This window comes from Pseudomonas sp. ABa2 (genome assembly GCF_056676075.1).
On sequence record NZ_CM155239.1, the window covers coordinates 3,406,067 to 3,424,603 of the forward strand.

Here is an 18,537-nt window from a genome sequence, read left to right on the forward strand (position 1 = left end):
TACAACTTAGCCCTTATCTATCACGCCCCCTGGCAAGTCAGCACCAAGCCTTCGCCCCCCCCTGCCAAAGCCGCTGGCGAAGGCCAACCCCGCCCAAAACGAAAGCCCCGCCGGGCTTGTGGCCGGGCGGGGCTTTCGGGTTGCCGTAGCCGATCAGGCGCAGGCGGCTTGCATCTGCCGATGCGTGTCGATGAGGTGCTGCACCACGCCGGGATCGGCCAGCGTGGAGATGTCGCCGAGAGCATCGTATTCGGCGGTGGCGATCTTGCGCAGGATACGGCGCATGATCTTGCCCGAGCGGGTCTTGGGCAGGCCCGGTGCCCACTGGATCACGTCCGGGGTGGCGATCGGGCCGATTTCCTTGCGCACCCAGTTGCGCAGCTCCTGACGCAGCTGCTCGCTGGCCTCCTCGCCGGCGTTGAGGGTGACGTAGACGTAGATGCCCTGGCCCTTGATGTCGTGCGGCACGCCGACCACGGCGGCCTCGGCGACTTTCGGGTGGGCGACCATGGCGCTTTCCACCTCGGCGGTGCCCATGCGGTGCCCCGAGACGTTGAGCACGTCGTCGACCCGGCCGGTGATCCACCAGTAGCCGTCCTCGTCGCGGCGCGCGCCGTCGCCGGTGAAGTACATGCCCTTGAACGTGTTGAAGTAGGTGTCGACGAAGCGGTCGTGGTCGCCGTACAGGGTGCGCGCCTGGCCCGGCCAGGAGTCGATGATCACCAGGTTGCCTTCGGCCGGCCCTTCGATGATGTTGCCCAGGTTGTCCACCAGAGCCGGCTGCACGCCGAAGAACGGCCGCGCGGCGGAGCCCGGCTTCATCGCGTGGGCACCTGGCAGCGGGGTCATCAGGCAGGCGCCGGTTTCGGTCTGCCACCAGGTATCGACGATCGGGCAGCGGCTCTGGCCGACGTTCTCGTAGTACCAGTGCCAGGCCTCGGGGTTGATCGGCTCGCCGACCGAACCGAGCAGGCGCAGGCTGGAGCCGTCGGCGCCGGCCACGGCGGCCTTGCCCTCGGCCATCATGGCGCGGATCGCGGTCGGCGCGGTGTAGAGGATGTTGACCTTGTGCTTGTCGATGATCTTAGCCACGCGGGTGACGTCCGGGTAGTTCGGCACACCCTCGAACATCAGGGTGGTGGCGCCGTTGGCCAGCGGGCCGTAGATCAGGTAGGTGTGGCCGGTGACCCAGCCGATGTCGGCGGTGCACCAGAACACCTCGCCCGGGCGGTAGTCGAACACCCGCTCGTGGGTCAGCGAGGCATACACCAGGTAGCCACCGGTGGTGTGCAGCACGCCCTTGGGCTTGCCGGTGGAGCCGGAGGTATAGAGGATGAACAGCGGCTCCTCGGCGCCCATTTCCTTCGGCGCACAGACGCTGCCGGCGACCTTCATCAGGTCTTCGTACCAGATGTCGCGGTGCTGGTTCCACTTGATCGCCGAGCCGGTGCGCTTGGCCACGATGACCTTCTGCACGCTGTGGGTTTCCGGGTTGGTCAGCGCGTCGTCGACGTTGGCTTTCAGCGGCACCTTCTTGCCGCCGCGCACGCCTTCGTCGGCGGTGATCACCACCTTCGACTTACAGTCGATGATGCGCCCGGCCAGGGCCTCCGGCGAGAAGCCGCCGAACACCACCGAGTGGATGGCGCCGATGCGTGCGCAGGCCAGCATGGCCACCGCCGCCTCGGGGATCATCGGCATGTAGATGGTCACCACGTCGCCGCGGTGCACGTCCTGGCCACGCAGGGCGTTGGCGAACTTGCACACCTGCTCGTGCAGCTGGCGGTAGGTGATTTCCTGGTGCTCGGCCGGGTCGTCGCCTTCCCAGATGATCGCCACCTGATCGCCCCGCTCTTCCAGGTGACGGTCCAGGCAGTTGTAGGAGACGTTGAGGGTGCCGTCGGCGAACCACTTGATGTCGACGTGGTGATCGTCGAAGGAGGTCTGCTTGACCTTGGTGTAGGGCTTGATCCAGTCGAGGCGTTTGCCCTGCTCGCGCCAGAAACCGTCGGGGTTGACCACCGACTGTTGGTACATGGCCTTGTAGGTGGCCTCGTCGGTCAGGGTCCTGGCGGCCGCTTCCGGGCTCACGGGATAAAGAGACGCAGCACTCATGGATATACCTCGATGGCGAGTTGTTTTTTTATGCTGCCTTTTGTATCCCCCGACCCTTCGTGTGGCCATTCGACCATGGTCTTACCGCTCTAAGACCATGGTCTTGCGGCAGTTTTTCAGGTGTCAGGGGCGGTTCGACGCCTCGGCAGCCTGGATCAGCTCGGCGCCGATCTCGCCCTCGAACTTCTTCCACACCGGGCGCATGGCCTCGCGCCACTGCGCGCGCTGCGCCGGGGTCAGCTCGATGATCTCGGTGGTGCCGGCCGCGGCGATGGCCTGCTTGGCGCTCTGGTTCAGCGCATCGGCCTGGCGGTTCACCTCGACGGTGACCTCGGCCATGATCGCCTCCAGCTCGCCGCGCACGTCATCGGGCAGGCCCTTCCAGAAACGGGTGTTGGTGATCACCATGTAGTCGATCAGGCCATGGTCGGACTCGGTCATGTACTTCTGCACCTCGTGCACCTTCTGGCTCTGGTAGTTCGACCAGGTGTTCTCGGTGCCATTGACCACGCCGGTCTGCAGGCCCTGGTAGACCTCGGCGAAGCTCATCTTGCGCGGGTTGGCGCGCACCGCCTTGAACTGCTCCTCGAGCACTGCCGATGCCTGCACGCGGAACTTCAGACCGCGGGCATCCTTCGGCTCATGCAGCGGCTTGTTGGCGGACATGATCTTCAGACCGTTATGCCAATAGGCAAGGCCGGTGATGTTCTTGTCCTCCATGGAGGTCAGCAGCGCACGGCCGGCCGGGCCGCCCTGGAAGCGATCGACCGCGGCCATGTCGTCGAACAGAAACGGCAGGTCGAAGATCTGCACCGGCTTGGCGTACTGCTCGAACTTGGCCAGGGACGGCGCCAGCAGCTGCACGTCGCCGAGCAGCAGCGCCTCCATTTCCTTGCCGTCGCCGAACAGCGAGGAATTGGGGTAGACCTCCACCTTGACCCGGCCCGGCAGGCGCTCTTCGGCCAGCTGTTTGAACAGCAGCGCGCCCTGGCCCTTGGGCGTGTTGTCCGCCACCACATGGGCGAACTTGATGAGGATGGGTTCCTCGGCAGCCTGAACCAGCCCGGCACAGGAGAGGATGGCAGCGCAGACGAGCGCCTTGGCGGTGAGTTTGAACATGACGTTACCTCGTTGTTGTTGTAGGTCGGTACGTGGGACGAAGGGGCCGGCGACGCAGCGCCGCCGACCGGTGTTCAGGCCGGGCTCTCGCCGGCGCGTTGCAGCAGACGACGGGCACGGCCCAGCACCGGGGCGTCGACCATCTGGCCGTCGACCACGAACACGCCTTCGCCGCTGCTGGCCGCTGCCATCAGGCGACGGGCCCAGGCCAGCTCCTGGTCCGTCGGGCGCAAGGCGTCGTGGACGATCGCCACCTGGGTCGGGTGGATGCACAGCAAACCGTCGAAGCCCATGTCGCGGGCATCGCGCGCGGTGCGGGCCAGGCCGTCGCGGTCCTCGATGGCGGGAAATACGCTGTCGAGCGGCGCGGCCAGGCCTGCCGTGCGCGAATGCAGCAGCAAGGCATAACGGGCCTGGTCGAGGATGCGTTCGGCACCGGCGCTGCCGCTGGCGAGCCCGAGATCCAGGCCCAGGTCGAGGGCGCCGAAGGACAGGCGCTCGACGCCCTCGCCGCGGGCGATTTCCGCCAGCGCCAGCAACCCCGCCGCACTCTCGATGATCGGCCACACCGGCTTGCCGCAGGCCACCACCCGTGCGACCTGGGCGGCACTTTCCACCTTGGGCAACAGCACGCCGACGACACCGGCATGACGGCCGCAGAGTTCGATATCGGCGCCGTGCCCGGCATGTTCGGGGGCGTTGATCCGCACCAGCATCCGCGCTTCAGGGTTGGCCGTGAGGAAGGCTTCGAGATGGGCCCGCGCCTCGACCTTCAGGCTCTCCTGCACGGCGTCTTCCAGATCGACGATGACCGCGTCGGCACCCACGGCCAGCGCCTTGGGGATGCGCTCCGGGCGGCTCGCCGGCACGAACAGGGCGCTGCGGATAACGGAATGGCTCATACGGCCCCCCGCTGATGCAGGCGCTGGATATCACCGGCGGCGTAGCCCAGCTCGGCGAGCAGCGCATCGGTGTGCTGGCCCAGCGCCGGGACGGCATCCATACGCGGTTCGAAGGCGCTGTTGCGCCCCGGCGGCAGCAAGGCCGGCAGGCTGCCGCTGGGGCTGTCGACCTGGCGCCAGCGCTGGCGCGCCTTAAGCTGCGGATGGGCCCAGACGCCAGCCATGTCGTTGACCTGGGCATTGGCGATCTGCGCCTGCTCCAGGCGTTCGATCACCTGCGCCGCGCTCAGGCGGGAGAAGGCGTCGACGATGATGGCGCGCAGCTCGGCGCGGTTGGCCGAACGCTTGAAGTTGGCGGAAAAGCGCTCGTCACCGGCCAGCGCCGGCTGCTCCAGCACCTTGGCGCAGAACGCCTGCCACTCGCGCTCGTTCTGCAGACCGAGCATCACCGTGCCGCCGTCGCCGGCCGGGAACGGGCCGTAGGGATAGATGGTCGAGTGCGCGGCGCCGGCGCGCGGCGGTGGCGTGGCGCCGTCGTAGGCGTAGTACAGCGGGTAGCCCATCCACTCCACCAGGCTTTCCAGCATCGACACGTCAACGCGGCTGCCGACGCCGGTCTTGCCGCGCAGCATCAATGCCGAGAGCACGCCGGTATAGGCGTACATGCCGGCGGCGATATCGGCGATGGAGCAGCCGGCCTTGGCCATCTCCTCCTCGCCCGGCCCGCCGGTGACGGAGAGAAAGCCGCCCTCGCTCTGGATCAGCAGGTCGTAGGCCTTCTTCTGCTCGTACGGGCCGCCCTCGCCGTAGCCGGAGATGTCGCAGACGATCAGCTGGGGAAAGCGCTCGTGCAGCGCCTCGAACGCCAGGCCCATGCGCGCCGCGGCGCCGGGGGCGAGGTTCTGCACCAGCACGTCGGCGCCGGCCAGCAGGCTGTCCAACACCTGCATGGCGTCGTCCTGCTTGAGGTCGAGGGTCAGGCTTTCCTTGGAGCGGTTGGTCCAGACGAAGTGCGAGGCCAGGCCGCTGACCCGCTCGTCGTAGCCGCGGGCGAAGTCGCCGCTGCCGGGACGCTCGACCTTGATCACCCGCGCGCCGAGGTCGGCGAGCTGACGGGTGCAGAACGGCGCGGCGATGGCGTGTTCCAGGCTGACCACGGTGATGCCATCCAGTGGCCGGGGTTGTTGTGCGTTGTTCATGTGCGCGTCCTCGGTCAGGCCAGCTGGCTCAGGTCATCGGTCTCGCGCAGGCGCCAGACCCGCTCGATCAGCACACCCGCCTCGTCACTGCTGCGTTTGCCGGCGAAGGCCAGCAGGCGGCGGAACTTGTCTTCCAGCTCGCTGCGGCTGAGGCTGTTGCCCGGGTCGCCCTTGGGCTCGTCGATGGCGCCGCGCAGGGTGCGGCCATCCGTGGTGATCACCTCGACGCGGCCCAGCCAGCGCTGCGGGTAGGCCACATCCACCTCTGGGTCCAGGCGCATCTGCACCTTGTCGCGAAATGCCGCGACGTCGGCGTCGGTCAGCGACAGCTTCTCGAACTCGGTCAGTTGCGCGCTGCCATGCACGGCGATCAGGCCGAGCACGGTGCCCATGGAGAACTTGGCCTGGTGCACGGTCTGCGGCACGGCCACGCGGCCGAGCACATCGATGGCGCCCTGATGCACGCGGGCGATGACGCGCTCGATCTGCTGGTGGCGCAAACCTTCGCGCTGCATCAGGTCGAGCAACGCATCAGCCGCCGGATGGGTGTGGCGGCAGGAGGCGTGAAACTTGAACGAGGTTTCCACCAGCGCCCAGCGCCGGCCGAGGCGATCCGACAGCTTGCTTGGGTCGGCGTCGCGGGACATGCCGGCGGCCATGCCCTGCTCGCCTTCGAGGATGTTCTGCGCGCCGGTCAGGCCCTGCTCGGTGAAGTAGGCCGCCAGCAGGCCATCGGCCGCGGCCTTGGCGGTGTGCAGTTGCTTGGAATCGGCGGCGTCGCGCAGGAATTCCCACAGCCCGGCGGCCTGGGTACCGGCATTGCCGAGCAGATGGACGAACTGCTGCTGGTCGAAGTCCAGCAGCTTGCCGACCGCCACCGCGGCGGCCAGGGTGCCGACGGTGGCCGTGGTGTGGAAGATGCGGTAGTGCGAACGGCCGAGAAACTCGCCGATGCGGATGCCCGCCTCGTAGCCGGCCACCGAGGCCAGCAGCAGCTCACGCCCGGACTTGCCCAGGTCCTGCGCCGCCGCCAGGGCGGCCGGGAACACCACGGTAGCCGGGTGCAGCACCGAGCTGTTGTGCAGGTCGTCCTGCTCCACCAGGTGCGACGAGGCGCCGTTGACCAGCGCGGCGAAGTACGCCGAGGTGCCCCGGCCATTGACCAGGATGCGCGCCGGGCCATCGGCCGGGCCCATCTGCTGCGCATAGGCCTCGAACAGCGGAATGGGCCGGGCGCCCTCGCTGGCCAGGGCCGAACCCAGCCAGTCGAGGAACAGGTCTTCGCTGCGATCCAGCACGTGCGCGGGGATCTGCTCGTAAGAGAGGTCGGCAAGAAAGGCCGCAAGCTTCTGAGTATCTGCGCTCATAACTTGCTCCTCAGAAGCTGCGCGGCAGCTCGAGCAGGTGCTCGGCCACGTACGACAGGATCAGGTTGGTGGAGATCGGCGCCACCTGGTACAGGCGGGTTTCGCGGAACTTGCGCTCGACGTCGTATTCGTTGGCGAAACCGAAGCCGCCGTGGGTCTGCAGGCAGGCGTTGGCCGCCTCCCAGCTGGCCTTGGCCGCCAGGTACTTGGCCATGTTGGCCGCCGCCCCGGCGTTGCGCCCGGCGTCGTATTCCTCGCAGGCGCGCCAGCGCATCAGGTCGGCGGCCTCGATCTCGATATGCGCCTCGGCGATGGGGAACTGCACGCCCTGGTTCTGGCCGATGGGCCGGCCGAACACCACGCGGTCGCGGGCGTACTGCGCGGACTTCTCGATGAACCAGCGGCCATCGCCGATGCACTCGGCGGCGATCAGTGTGCGCTCGGCGTTGAGGCCGTCGAGGATATAGCGGAAACCCTTGCCCTCCTCGCCGATCAGGCTGCTGGCGGGAATCTCCAGGTTGTCGAAGAACAACTCGTTGGTCTCGTGGTTGACCATGTTGGCGATCGGCTGCACGGTCAGGCCGTTGCCGATGGCTTCACGCAGGTCGACCAGGAAGATCGACATGCCTTCGGACTTGCGCTGCACCTCGGCCAGCGGCGTGGTGCGCGCCAGCAGGATCATCAGGTCGGAATGCTGCACGCGCGAGATCCACACCTTCTGGCCGTTGATCACGTACTTGTCGCCCTGGCGCACGGCGGTGGTCTTGATCTTGGTGGTGTCGGTGCCGGTGGTCGGCTCGGTCACGCCCATCGATTGCAGGCGCAGTTCGCCGCTGGCGAGTTTGGGCAGGTAGTGGCGCTTCTGCTCCTCGCTGCCGTTACGCAGCAGGGTGAACATGTTGTACATCTGCCCGTGGATGGTGCCGGAGTTGCCGCCGCAGTGATTGACCTCCTCGAGGATCACCGAGGCCTCGGCCAGGCCCAGGCCCGAACCGCCGTACTCTTCCGGGATCATCGCCGACAGCCAGCCGGCCTCGGTCATGGCGCTGACGAAGGCCTCGGGAAAGCCCTTCTCCTCGTCGATCTTGCGCCAGTACTCGGCAGGGAATTGCGCACAGAGGGCGCGTACGCCTTCACGGATGGCGTTGAGTTCTTCGTTGTGGTTGGGGTTCATCTCAGGTCCTCGGTCAGCCATGGCCCGCTTCACATTCGGGCCAGACGAAATCAGTCGAATTGCACTTCCGCGCGCTGCGCCAGGCCGGCCTGGTCACCCGCCCACAGCTCGGCCTGGCCGGCCGCGCCGATACGCCCACCGACCTCGAACGGCTGCGGCGAAATAAGCGGGCGCAGGCCGCGGTAGGCGAAGCGGCGCAGACGCGCCTGCGGGTTGGCACGGCAGAAGGCGCGCAGGTTGAGCGTGGCGATCAGCGGGCCGTGCACCACCAGGCCGCCGTAGCCTTCGGTCTCGGTGACATAGGGCCAGTCGTAGTGGATGCGGTGGCCGTTGAAGGTCACCGCGCTGTAACGAAACAGCAGGGTGCTGCTGGGGGTCACCGCCTCGCGCCAATCGCCGGCCACCAGCGGCTCGCCACTGCTGGCCTTGGGCGGGCTCGGCTCGCGGTAGACGATGTCCTGCTCCTCGCGGATGGCCAGCTCGCCGTCCTGCAGGTAGTCGTGCTGCACAGTGACGAACAGCAGCGCGCCGGTACGGCCGTGCTTTTCCTCGATGTGCTTGATGGTCGACACCCGGCTGGCTTCGCCACCGACGCGCAGCGGCTGGATGAACTCGACGCGGCCGCCGGCCCACATACGATTGCGGTTGTCGGCCGGCGGCAGAAAGCCGCCGCGCGCCGGGTGGCCGTCCTCACCCAGGCCGCTCTCGGCAATGGGCTCCTGGAAGAAGGCCCAGTGCCACAGCGGCGGCAGCGCCTCGCCATGGGCCGGCGTGGCCTCGCCGAGGGTGGCGGCAATGCGCTTGACCAGGTTGCGGCTGAGTTGATCGTGGGCCTCTTCGCTACGGCCGATCCAGGCAGAGAAAGCAGAGTCACTCATGGGGCAGGTTCCAGCTCGGTTCTTGTGTGAGCTGGAGCATGCGACGCCGCCTGCGTTCAGAGAATCCGCATTTATTTAAACCAGCGTTCGGATATGCTTAACGCCAATCCTGTAGGAGCCCGCTTGCGGGCGATGCTTTACAGATCGCCAGTGATCGCCCGCAAGCAGGCTCCTACGAATGACCTCAGGAAATGGCCACCATGCATTTCGATCTGCCCGACCTGCGCCTATTCATCCATATCGCCGAGTCGCCCAGCCTGACCCAGGGCGCGCGCAAGGCCTTCCTTTCGCCGGCCGCCGCCAGCGCGCGGATCAAGGCGCTGGAAAGCCAGCTCGGCAGCCGCCTGCTCTATCGTGACAGCCGCGGCGTCGAGCTGACCCCGGCCGGCCAGCGCCTGCTGCAGCATGCGCGGCTGATCATGCGCCAGGTGGACTACCTGAAAAGCGAGTTCACCGAATACGGTACCGACGCCGCCGGGCATATCCGCATCTTCGCCAACACCACGGCGGTGACCGAATTCCTCCCCGAGGTGCTGGCCGGTTTTCTCGCCGAACGCCCCGGCGTCACCGTCGACCTGCAGGAGCGCCTGAGCCGCGACATCGTGCGTGGCGTGCTGGATGGCGCGGCGGATCTCGGCATCATCGCCGGCCCCGTGCAGGCGCCGGGTCTGCAGGTGCTGCACTTCAGCACCGACCGTCTGGTGCTGACGGTGCCGCTGGGCCACCCGCTGGCCGAGCGGCAGACGGTCAACCTCGGCGACACCCTCGCCTACCAGCATATCGGCCTGCACGAGGGCAGCACCTTGCTGAGCTTCCTGCGTGAACAGGTGGAAAGACTCGGCGGCACGCTGGCGCTGCGTATCCAGGTATCGAGCTTCGAGGCGATCTGCCGGATGATCGAGGGCGGCGTCGGCATCGGCATCATCCCCGAGTCGGCCGCACGCCGGCACAGCCGCACCATGCGACTGGCCATCCTGCAGCTGGACGAAGCCTGGGCGGTGCGCGAGCGCAGCATGCTGGTGCGCGAGCTGGATGCCCTGCCGGGCAGCGTGCGGGCGCTGATCGATCGCCTGAATCAGGGCGTCTAGAACCGGATCAGCGAGCGGATCTGGGATAAAAAAAGGGCGACCCTGAGGTCGCCCGCCCATTCAAGGCATTCCTCGAAAGGAATGCGGAAACGCTTGCACCCAAATCACGCAGGATGATCGGGACGAGCGCAGTGTCGCCGCAGCGGGCAGTGGCGCCTATTGCACCAAGGTCGTAGGGCAGCAGCGACCTTGGGGGCGGCCATAATGTCCGTCGAATTGCGAGGAAAAGCCCCATGAAGCCAGAGCATCTCGCCCTGCTGCAGCAGGCGCCAGCGGTTACCCGTGCCGACGATACCTGGGCCAGACTGTGCTGCGAGCAGGCGCTGCTGGCATTGGAAGAAGGCTGTTACGCGGTCGGCGCAGTGCTGGTCGATGACGCCGGTGAACTGCTGTGCAGCGGCCGCAATCAGGTGTTCGCCGGGCATTACGCCAGCGCCGCGCATGCCGAGATGCAGGTGCTCGATCAGCTCGAAGCCGAGCACCCGCAGCTCGACCGCAGCGGCCTGACCCTCTACGTCAGCCTCGAGCCCTGCCTGATGTGCCATGGCCGCATCCTGCTGGCTGGCATCCGCCGCGTGCGCTACCTGGCGCGCGACCGCGACGGTGGTTTCGCCGCACGCCCGCCGCGCCTGCCGCGTGCCTGGGCCAATCTGGCCTCGCGCCTGTGCGTGGCACAGGCCGCAGCGGCCCCTTACTGGATCGAGTTGGCGGAACGGATGATCGATCGCCTGCAGGACCGCCGGGCCATGCGCGAGCGCGTGGTCGCGGCCTGGCGCGGCGGCCGGGTGGATTAGACGCGTATCGCTGTCGCGACATCGTAGGGTGCGCCGTGCGCACCAAAGCCGTGGGCACCCACCGGACCAGTGGGATGTCGGTGCGCGCGGCGCACCCTACGCCCCTTCCCCCTACTCCTTGCCCAACCCATGCTGGCGCAGCTTGTTGGCGATGGTGGTGTGCGACACGCCGAGGCGCTTGCCCAGTTGGCGGCTGCTCGGATGATCGTGGTACAGCCGCTCCAGCACCGCCTTCTCGAAGCGCCCGAGGATGTCGTCGAGGCTGCCTTCCACCGAGAACTCGCCCAGGGGCTGCGGCGCGCCGTAGTCCGGCAGGCGGATGTGCTCGGCCTTGACCGTGCCACCGTCGCACAGCGACACCGCCTGGAACAGCACGTTCTCCAGCTGCCGCACGTTGCCCGGCCAATGGTAGTGAGCCAGCTTGTCCAGCACCGCCGGCGCCAGCTTGGGCAGCGCGCAGCCGATCTGCCGGCTGGCCTGGTCGAGGAAGTGCTCCACCAGCGGCGTCAGCCCATCCAGGCATTCGCGCAGCGGCGGAATATGCAGCGAGAGAACGTTCAAGCGGTGATAGAGGTCCTGGCGAAACTCGCCGCGGGCGCACAGCTCGGACAGGTCGACCTGGGTGGCGCAGATCACCCGCACGTCCAGATAGACCTCCTCGTCGCTGCCGACGCGGCGGAAGCAGCCGTCCTGCAGAAAGCGCAGCAGCTTGGCCTGCAGGCGCGGGCTCATCTCGCCGACACCGTCGAGAAACAGCGTGCCGCCGGCGGTCAGCTCCAGCAGGCCGAGCTTGCCTTCCGGGCGCGCGCCCTCGAAGGCGCCGGGGCCGTAGCCGAACAGCTCGGTCTCGGCCATGGACTCCGGCAGCCCGGCGCAGTTGAGCGCCATAAAGGGCGACTGGCCGCGCGGGCTGGCCAGGTGGCAGGCACGGGCCAAGAGCTCCTTGCCGGTGCCGGTCTCGCCCTCGATCAGCAGCGGCGCGTCCAGCGGCGCCATGCGCCGCGCCTCCTTGACCACCGCGGCCATCACCTTCGAGCTCTGGAAGATGCTGTCGAAGCCGCGCAGCTCCTGCTTGCGCACGTGGTAGATGCGCTCGCCGACCCGGTCGGCGCGGTGCAGGGTCAGCACCGCGCCGGCCAGCGCCTCGCTGTCGTCGTGCTCGTTCTGCAGCGGGGCGATATCGGCGAGGAACACGTCGCCCTTGATCTTCACCCGCAGGCCGTTGATCCGCGCCTTGTTGGCGCGCACCAGCTCGGGCAGGTCGAAGTCCTCGGCGTAGCGTGACAACGCCATGCCCGGCACCTCGTCGACGCGCACGCCGAGCAGTTGGGCGGCGCTGCGGTTGGCCGCCACTATGCTGCCGGCCATGTCGATCGACAGCACCGGAAAATCCAGCGCGCCGAGCAGCGCATTGAGCTCCAGGTGGCGCCGTTCGCTGGGCATCAGGCCGACGCGCTTGACGCCGAACACCCCGGGGATGGCCTCGAATTTGGGCCGCAGCGACTGGAACTGCAGGTTGATCAGGTTCGGGCAGTGCAGGTAGATGGCGTTGCCCTGCTCGCCGCCGACCTCGCCACGGGCGACGTTTATGCCGTAGTCGACCAGCAGGTTGAGGATGTCGCGCAGGATGCCGACGCGGTTCTGGCAGTGGACTTTGATACGCATGGCAAGGCTCGTGTCTGTCTTGTTATGGGCCGCCCCGCGAGAAAATCGACGCGGGCGGCGTAATTTTCGTCAAGAATATGTGACAGCCTAGCGCAGCGACAAGGCGATAGTCGGCGATTTCGCCGACACCGTAATCCATTCTTTACGGGTTAGCCCGTTCCACTGCCGCCCCTCCCCCTGCCCGCCCCTGCCCCTGTCCACGCACTCGGGTTACTTCTTTGTCCAAGACAAGAACAACAGCCCCCGCAGGAGGCATCGATGAAAGGCACGCAGTACCTGGCCCGGGAACCGGACGACAGCGGTTTTATCCACTACCCCGACGCCGAGCACCAGGTGTGGAACACCCTGATCACCCGCCAGTTGAAGGTGATCGAAGGCCGCGCCTGCCAGGAATACCTGGACGGCATCGAACAGCTCGGCCTGCCGCTGGAGCGCATCCCCCAGCTCGGCGAGATCAACCGGGTGCTCGAGGCCAGCACCGGCTGGCGGGTGGCGCGGGTGCCGGCGCTGATCCCGTTCCAGACCTTCTTCGAGCTGCTGGCCAGCAAGCAGTTTCCGGTGGCCACCTTTATCCGCACCCCGGAAGAATTGGACTACCTGCAGGAGCCGGACATCTTCCACGAGATCTTCGGCCACTGCCCGCTGCTGACCAACCCCTGGTTCGCCGAATTCACCCACACCTACGGCAAGCTCGGCCTGCAGGCGAGCAAGGAAGAGCGCGTGTACCTGGCGCGGCTGTACTGGCTGACCATCGAGTTCGGCCTGGTCGACACCCCGGCCGGCCGGCGCATCTACGGCGGCGGCATCCTCTCCTCGCCGAAGGAGACCCTCTACGCCCTGTCCGACGCGCCCGAGCACCAGGCCTTCGACCCGCTGGAGGCGATGCGCACGCCCTACCGCATCGACATCCTGCAGCCGCTGTATTTCGTCCTGCCCGAGCTCAAGCGCCTGTTCGAGCTGGCCCACCAGGACATCATGGCGCTGGTGCACCAGGCCATGCGGATGGGCCTGCACGCGCCGAAGTTTCCGCCCAAGGCGGCCTGACCATCCTGTAGGTTGGGTTGAGCCGGCGAAGCCCAACATTGCGTTAGCCGAGCAATGTCGAGCGGAGCGCTACGCGCTCCCTGTTGGGCTTCGCAAGCTCAACCCAACCTACGCTCACCCTGGAACTCTGGGGCGAGTAGCCCGGATGAAATCCGGGATCGCCCGCAGACATGACCCCGGATTTCATCCGGGCTACAAAAAATCAGGAGAAAACCCATGAGCCTTGCCCAAGCCCAATGCGAAGCCTGCCGCGCCGATGCGCCGAAGGTGTCCGATGAAGAACTGGCCGAACTGATCCGCGAGATTCCGGACTGGAACATCGAGGTACGCGGCGACCATATGGAGCTGGAGCGCGTGTACCTGTTCAAGAACTTCCGCCACGCCCTGGCCTTCACCAACGCGGTCGGCGCCATCGCCGAGGAAGTCGGCCATCACCCGGCCCTGCTCACCGAATGGGGCAAGGTCACCGTCACCTGGTGGAGCCACGAGATGCGTGGCCTGCACCGCAACGACTTCATCATGGCCGCGCGCACCGACCTGCTGGCCGCCGCTGCCGAGGGTCGCAAGTGAGCCATTTCGCCAGCGTCGCCCGGGTGCCGGGCGACCCGATCCTGAGCCTGATGGAGGCCTATCGCCAGGACCGCAACGCGGCCAAGCTGGACCTGGGCGTCGGCGTGTACAAGGACGCCCAGGGCCTGACGCCGATTCCGCGTGCGGTCACGCTGGCCGAGCAGCGCCTGCTCGACAGCGAACAGACCAAGACCTATGTCGGCGGCCATGGCGATGCGGCCTTCGGCGAGCGCCTCAGCCGGCTGGTGCTGGGCACGGACTCGCCGCTGCTGGCCGGCCAGCGCGCCGGCGCCACGCAGACGCCTGGCGGCACCGGCGCCCTGCGCCTGGCCGGCGATTTCATCCGCCACTGCCTGCCGGGACGCGGTATCTGGCTGAGCGACCCGACCTGGCCGATCCACGAGACGCTGTTCGCCGAGGCCGGGCTCAAGGTCGGCCACTACCCCTACGTCGGCGCCGACAACCGCCTGGACGTGGAGGCGATGATCGCGGCGCTGGCCCACCTGCCCAAGGGCGACGTGGTGCTGCTGCACGCCTGCTGCCACAACCCCACCGGCTTCGACCTCGGCCCGCGCGACTTCAAGCGCGTGCTGGAGGTGGTCAAGGCGCGCGAGCTGCTGCCCTTGATCGACTTCGCCTACCAGGGCTTCGGCGACGGCCTGGAGCAGGACGCCTGGGCGGTGCGCCTGTTCGCCGCCGAACTGCCGGAGCTGCTGATCACCAGCTCCTGCTCGAAGAACTTCGGTCTGTACCGCGAGCGCACCGGCGCGCTGATCGTCTGCGCTGGCGATGCCGGCAAGCTCGTCGATATCCGCAGCCAACTGGCCTATCTCGCCCGCAACCTGTGGTCGACGCCGCCGGCCCACGGCGCCGCGGTGGTGGCGGAGATTCTCGGCGACGCCGAGCTCAGGAAGCTGTGGCAGGACGAACTGGAAGGCATGCGCCTGCGCGTGGCCAGCCTGCGCCGCGGTCTGGTGGAGGCGCTGGCGCCGCACGGGTTGAGCGAGCGCTTCGCGCATATCGCCGAGCAGCGCGGCATGTTCTCCTACACCGGCCTGACGCCCGTGCAGGTGCAGCGCCTGCGCGAGGAATTCAGCGTCTATATGGTCGGCAGCGGGCGCGCCAACGTCGCCGGGCTGGATGCCGGCCGCCTGGAGCAGTTGGCCAGCGCCATCGCGCAGGTCTGCAGCTGAGCACAGGTACGCGGGCCTAGCGCCCTCAGTCGCCTCTGCGCCGCGCCTCGGCCAGACGCGCGGCCAGGGCCTCCAGTTCGGGCACGGCAGCCTCGGGCAGCTGGCGCAGCACCGCCTGGGTCAGTTTCAGCTGGCGAATGAAACGCCGGCAGCGCACGCACATGGCCAGGTGCGCGCGCACCGCCAGGCGCTGGCGCAGGCTCAGCTGGCCGTCGAGAAAATCGCTGGACTGGGCCACCAGTTCCTTGCAGTTCAGCATTGCCCGGTCTCCTCGAAATGCTCCAGGGTGGCGAAGACTTTCAGGCGCGCACGATGCAGCAGCACGCGGACATTGGAGAGCGAGATGTCGAGAAGATTACAGATCGCCTCCAGCTCCAGGCCCTGACGCTCGCGCAGCACCAGCACGCTGGCCTGCAGTTCGGACAGGCTGGCCAGGGTCTTGTCCAGGCACTCGCGCAGCTCGCGCTCGGTCAGCAGGGCCTCCGGGCTGTCCTGGTGCCAGGCATGCGGCGCCAGCAGCCAGTGACCGTCATCGGAGAAACGCTCCTCGCCGACGCTGCCGTGCGGGCCCGGCAGGTCGTCGAGCAGCACCTCGCGACGATTGTGCTTGAGGCGGGTCTTGGCGGTGTTGGCGGTGATGGTCAGCAGCCAGGTCTTCAGGCTGGCACGGCCCTGGAAGCCCTCCAGGCTGCGCACCACGGCGAGCCAGGCGTCCTGCACCACCTCGTCGGCATGGCGACTGCCGACTATGGCGTAGGCCACCGCACGCATCGCCCCCTGGTAGGTGGCGACCAGCTCGCGATAGGCCTGCTGCTCGCCGGCCAGTAGACGCTCCAGCAGATCGCCGTCCGTCATGGCTCTCCCCGAGGGTGCGCCGCGCGCACCGCAGCCGCGTTGGCAGGATCAGCGCTTGCGCAGGATCACGCTGCCGATGGAATAACCGGCGCCGAACGAGCTGAGCACGCCGAGGCTGCCGCTGGCCAGGTCGTCCTGATGCTTGTGCAGGGCGATCACCGAACCGGCCGAGCTGGTGTTGGCGTAGGTGTCGAGGATCACCGGCGCCTCGTGGGGCTCGGCGTCGCGGCCGAGCAGCTTGCGCGCGATCAGCAGGTTCATGTTGAGGTTGGCCTGGTGCAGCCAGAAGCGCTTGACGTCGCCGACGTTGAGCTGGTTTTCCGCCAGGTGCGCGGCGATCAGCTCGGCGACCATCGGGCAGACGTCCTTGAACACCTTGCGGCCTTCCTGGACGAACAGCTTGTCGCGGGCACCCACGCCCTCTTCCGCGGCGCGGTTGAGGAAGCCGAAGTTGTTGCGGATGTTGTTGGAAAACTGGGTCAGCAGCTTGGTGCCGAGGATGTCCCACTGATACGGGGAGGTGGCCAGGTCGGCCCGCTCGATGATCACCGCGGTGGCGGCGTCGCCGAAGATGAAGTGGCTGTCGCGGTCGCGGAAGTTCAGGTGGCCGGTGCAGATTTCCGGGTTGACCATCAGGATGGCCCGCGCCTGGCCGGTCTGCACAGCGTTGGTGGCGGCCTGGATGCCGAAGGTGGCCGAGCTGCAGGCGACGTTCATGTCGTAGCCCCAGCCGTCGATGCCGAGCGCGGCCTGCACTTCGATGGCTACCGCCGGGTAGGCGCGCTGCAGGTTGGAGCAGGCGACTATCACCCCGTCGATGTCGGCGACGGTCTTGCCGGCGCGCTCCAGCGCCTGCTTGGCCGCGGCCACGGACATCTCGCAGAGGATGCCCCAGTCTTCGTTGGAACGCTCGGGGATGCGCGGCACCATGCGTTGCGGGTCGAGGATGCCGGCCTTGTCGATGACGAAACGGCTCTTGATCCCGGAGGCCTTCTCGATGAAGGCACTGCTCGACTCGGTCAGCGCCTCGACCTCGCCGCGGGCGATGGCCTCGGCGTTGTCGGCATTGAATTGCTGCACGTAGGCATTGAAGGATGCCACCAGTTCGTCGTTGGAAATGCTGTTGGCCGGGGTGTACAGGCCGGTACCACTGATCACGACGTTATGCACGGTCATTCCTCTTGTTCTCGACCGCAAGCAGCGGCCGGTTATGCGCTGAACCTTGGCCAACAGGGCCAAGTGGTAAAAAGGCTGGCCGAACGCTGCCACGTTCTGCTACTGGCCGCTGAGTTTGCCACAGGCACAGGGCCTTCGTCCGCTCTGCTGACAAGCGTTTAGCGGACAATAGAACGGCTATTGAGGCAAAGATGAGCACAACGGGCCATGGCGCACACAGCGGCGCCAAGCGCGGAGCGCTCACCCGTTTGGGCGATTCGAAATTGTCCGACAATCTATAGGCTGCTGGCACCTCATAACAATAAAAGGTCCCGCCATGCGCCAGTTCCTCTTGCTGCTCGTACTGGGCTTCTCTTCCCTGACCCAGGCCGCCGTCGGCGTCTTCCCCGACAGCACCTTCCAGAACCTCGATCATGGTCTGTACTGGTTCGGCTACGGCGACAGCTGGCAGAAAGCCGTGCCCGGCCAGAGCAATGCCTATTTCAGCAACAGCAAACCCACCGTCATCTACATCCACGGCTGGCAGAACGGCGCTACCCAGAGGAAAAACCGCGAAACCTTCAACCGCAAGGATGCCGGCGGCCCGGATCTGGACCTGGCCCATGCCTGGCTCGTCGCCGGCTACAATGTCGGCATCCTGTACTGGAACCAGTTCGCCGACGAGGGCGAGGTGAAGGACGCCGAAGCCAAGATCTGGAGCGCCAGCGGCCCGCGCGGCATGCGCTGGCGCAACAGCAGCGGGGTCTACAGCAGCGGTCCGAACAAGTCGGCCGGCGACCTGCTGTTCGATCACTACAAGGCCAACCTGGCCAGCTACAGCGGCAACAACATCCGCCTGCTCGGCCACTCGCTGGGCAACCAGCTGGCCATCGTCCTGACCAAGAAAATCAGCGATGCGGTCAGTGCCGGCAGCCTCAACAGCCACCTGCTGCCGAAGCGCGTGGCCCTGCTCGATCCCTTCTATTCCAATCAGGCCAAGAGCTGGCTGAACAATCGCTGGGTCGGAGAAGTGTGCCGCAGCTACGTCAGCGAACTGAAAGGCAAGGGGGTGATCTTCGAGGCGTACCGCACCTCGGCGGTGACCAGCACGGTGTTCGTCGGCGACGCCAATACCGGCCTGATGAACATGACCGCGTTCACCGAACTCAAGCCCTGGTACTTCAACGCCACCCAGCAGACCGAGAAGCACAATGCCGCCGTCTGGCACTACCTCTGGTCATTCAGCTTCAACCCGCCGCCGATCAGCGGCAGCAGCAACCAGGCCGCCTCGGCGCGCACCGCCGACAGCCGCATCGGCACCTTGATGAACGGCAGCACGAAGCTGGTGCACGACCTCGGCGCCTATACCAAGGAGCCTTCGGACGACAACTTCAAGAGCGTCAACCGCTGAACCCCCGC

The 18,537-nt window shown here is 67.0% G+C and carries 17 protein-coding genes; 6 read left to right on the forward strand and 11 right to left on the reverse strand.

What is annotated here, in order from left to right:
* Positions 1 to 153: 153 nt before the first annotated feature.
* The 7 genes from acs to AC1G9C_RS16595 form a co-directional block, all read right to left on the reverse strand.
* The gene (acs, locus tag AC1G9C_RS16565) at positions 154 to 2,115 is read right to left on the reverse strand and encodes an acetate--CoA ligase (protein ID WP_480408222.1); all 1,962 of its coding nucleotides are present in this window, start codon (positions 2,113 to 2,115) and stop codon (positions 154 to 156) included.
* Between the two features lie 123 nt (positions 2,116 to 2,238).
* A complete protein-coding gene (locus tag AC1G9C_RS16570) occupies positions 2,239 to 3,234 on the reverse strand; it encodes a TRAP transporter substrate-binding protein (protein ID WP_397496369.1) in 996 nt (331 codons plus the stop codon).
* 74 nt (positions 3,235 to 3,308) lie between these two features.
* Entirely contained in the window at positions 3,309 to 4,136 is an 828-nt protein-coding gene (locus AC1G9C_RS16575; protein WP_397496368.1) for an HpcH/HpaI aldolase/citrate lyase family protein, read from the reverse strand.
* A complete protein-coding gene (locus AC1G9C_RS16580; protein ID WP_480408223.1) occupies positions 4,133 to 5,335 on the reverse strand; it encodes a CaiB/BaiF CoA transferase family protein in 1,203 nt (400 codons plus the stop codon). Before AC1G9C_RS16580 ends, AC1G9C_RS16575 begins: the two co-directional genes overlap by 4 nt.
* A 14-nt stretch (positions 5,336 to 5,349) precedes the next feature.
* Positions 5,350 to 6,702, reverse strand: a complete 1,353-nt coding sequence (locus tag AC1G9C_RS16585; RefSeq protein ID WP_480408224.1) for an MmgE/PrpD family protein — start codon at positions 6,700 to 6,702, stop codon at positions 5,350 to 5,352.
* 10 nt (positions 6,703 to 6,712) lie between these two features.
* Positions 6,713 to 7,876, reverse strand: a complete 1,164-nt coding sequence (locus tag AC1G9C_RS16590) for an acyl-CoA dehydrogenase family protein (RefSeq protein ID WP_480408225.1) — start codon at positions 7,874 to 7,876, stop codon at positions 6,713 to 6,715.
* A 50-nt stretch (positions 7,877 to 7,926) separates the two neighbouring features.
* Positions 7,927 to 8,754, reverse strand: a complete 828-nt coding sequence (locus AC1G9C_RS16595; protein WP_397496364.1) for an HTD2 family dehydratase — start codon at positions 8,752 to 8,754, stop codon at positions 7,927 to 7,929.
* Between the two features lie 200 nt (positions 8,755 to 8,954).
* Here AC1G9C_RS16595 and AC1G9C_RS16600 point away from each other — a divergent pair, with 200 nt between their 5' ends.
* Together AC1G9C_RS16600 and AC1G9C_RS16605 are read left to right on the forward strand one after the other, a co-directional pair.
* On the forward strand, positions 8,955 to 9,842 hold the full coding sequence (locus AC1G9C_RS16600) for a LysR family transcriptional regulator (protein WP_480408226.1): 888 nt from the start codon (positions 8,955 to 8,957) through the stop codon (positions 9,840 to 9,842).
* Positions 9,843 to 10,075: 233 nt separating this feature from the next.
* Positions 10,076 to 10,636, forward strand: coding sequence for a nucleoside deaminase (locus AC1G9C_RS16605; RefSeq protein WP_480408227.1), 561 nt, complete (start codon positions 10,076 to 10,078; stop codon positions 10,634 to 10,636).
* Positions 10,637 to 10,747: 111 nt separating this feature from the next.
* Here the strand turns inward: AC1G9C_RS16605 and AC1G9C_RS16610 are convergent, their stop codons facing one another.
* Positions 10,748 to 12,301 carry a sigma-54-dependent phenylalanine hydroxylase transcriptional regulator PhhR gene (locus AC1G9C_RS16610; RefSeq protein WP_021443223.1) on the reverse strand — a complete coding sequence of 518 codons (1,554 nt, stop codon included), beginning with the start codon at positions 12,299 to 12,301 and terminating at the stop codon, positions 10,748 to 10,750.
* Between the two features lie 258 nt (positions 12,302 to 12,559).
* On the opposite strand from AC1G9C_RS16610, the gene phhA reads away from it, so the two are divergent.
* The 3 genes from phhA (at position 12,560) to AC1G9C_RS16625 (ending at position 15,108) form a co-directional block, all read left to right on the forward strand.
* Positions 12,560 to 13,345 (forward strand): phenylalanine 4-monooxygenase, encoded by a 786-nt coding sequence (gene phhA, locus AC1G9C_RS16615; RefSeq protein ID WP_397496283.1) that lies wholly within the window; start codon positions 12,560 to 12,562, stop codon positions 13,343 to 13,345.
* A gap of 216 nt (positions 13,346 to 13,561) precedes the next feature.
* Complete coding sequence (locus AC1G9C_RS16620; RefSeq protein WP_021443225.1) at positions 13,562 to 13,915, forward strand: 4a-hydroxytetrahydrobiopterin dehydratase; 354 nt, start codon at positions 13,562 to 13,564, stop codon at positions 13,913 to 13,915.
* Positions 13,912 to 15,108, forward strand: a complete 1,197-nt coding sequence (locus AC1G9C_RS16625) for an amino acid aminotransferase (RefSeq protein ID WP_480408228.1) — start codon at positions 13,912 to 13,914, stop codon at positions 15,106 to 15,108. The genes AC1G9C_RS16620 and AC1G9C_RS16625 overlap by 4 nt, the downstream gene beginning before the upstream one ends.
* 25 nt (positions 15,109 to 15,133) lie before the next feature.
* Here AC1G9C_RS16625 and AC1G9C_RS16630 read toward each other — a convergent pair whose 3' ends face one another.
* From AC1G9C_RS16630 to AC1G9C_RS16640, 3 genes are read right to left on the reverse strand one after another with little or no spacing between them, the layout of a single operon-like run.
* Entirely contained in the window at positions 15,134 to 15,367 is a 234-nt protein-coding gene (locus tag AC1G9C_RS16630) for an anti-sigma factor family protein (RefSeq protein ID WP_480408229.1), read from the reverse strand.
* A complete protein-coding gene (locus tag AC1G9C_RS16635; protein ID WP_021443647.1) occupies positions 15,361 to 15,963 on the reverse strand; it encodes an RNA polymerase sigma factor in 603 nt (200 codons plus the stop codon). Before AC1G9C_RS16635 ends, AC1G9C_RS16630 begins: the two co-directional genes overlap by 7 nt.
* 48 nt (positions 15,964 to 16,011) lie before the next feature.
* The gene (locus AC1G9C_RS16640; protein ID WP_031303016.1) at positions 16,012 to 17,133 is read right to left on the reverse strand and encodes a beta-ketoacyl-ACP synthase III; all 1,122 of its coding nucleotides are present in this window, start codon (positions 17,131 to 17,133) and stop codon (positions 16,012 to 16,014) included.
* A 322-nt stretch (positions 17,134 to 17,455) separates the two neighbouring features.
* Between AC1G9C_RS16640 and AC1G9C_RS16645 the strand changes: the two genes are divergently transcribed.
* A complete protein-coding gene (locus AC1G9C_RS16645; protein ID WP_480408230.1) occupies positions 17,456 to 18,529 on the forward strand; it encodes a hypothetical protein in 1,074 nt (357 codons plus the stop codon).
* The last annotated feature ends 8 nt before the right edge of the window (positions 18,530 to 18,537 follow it).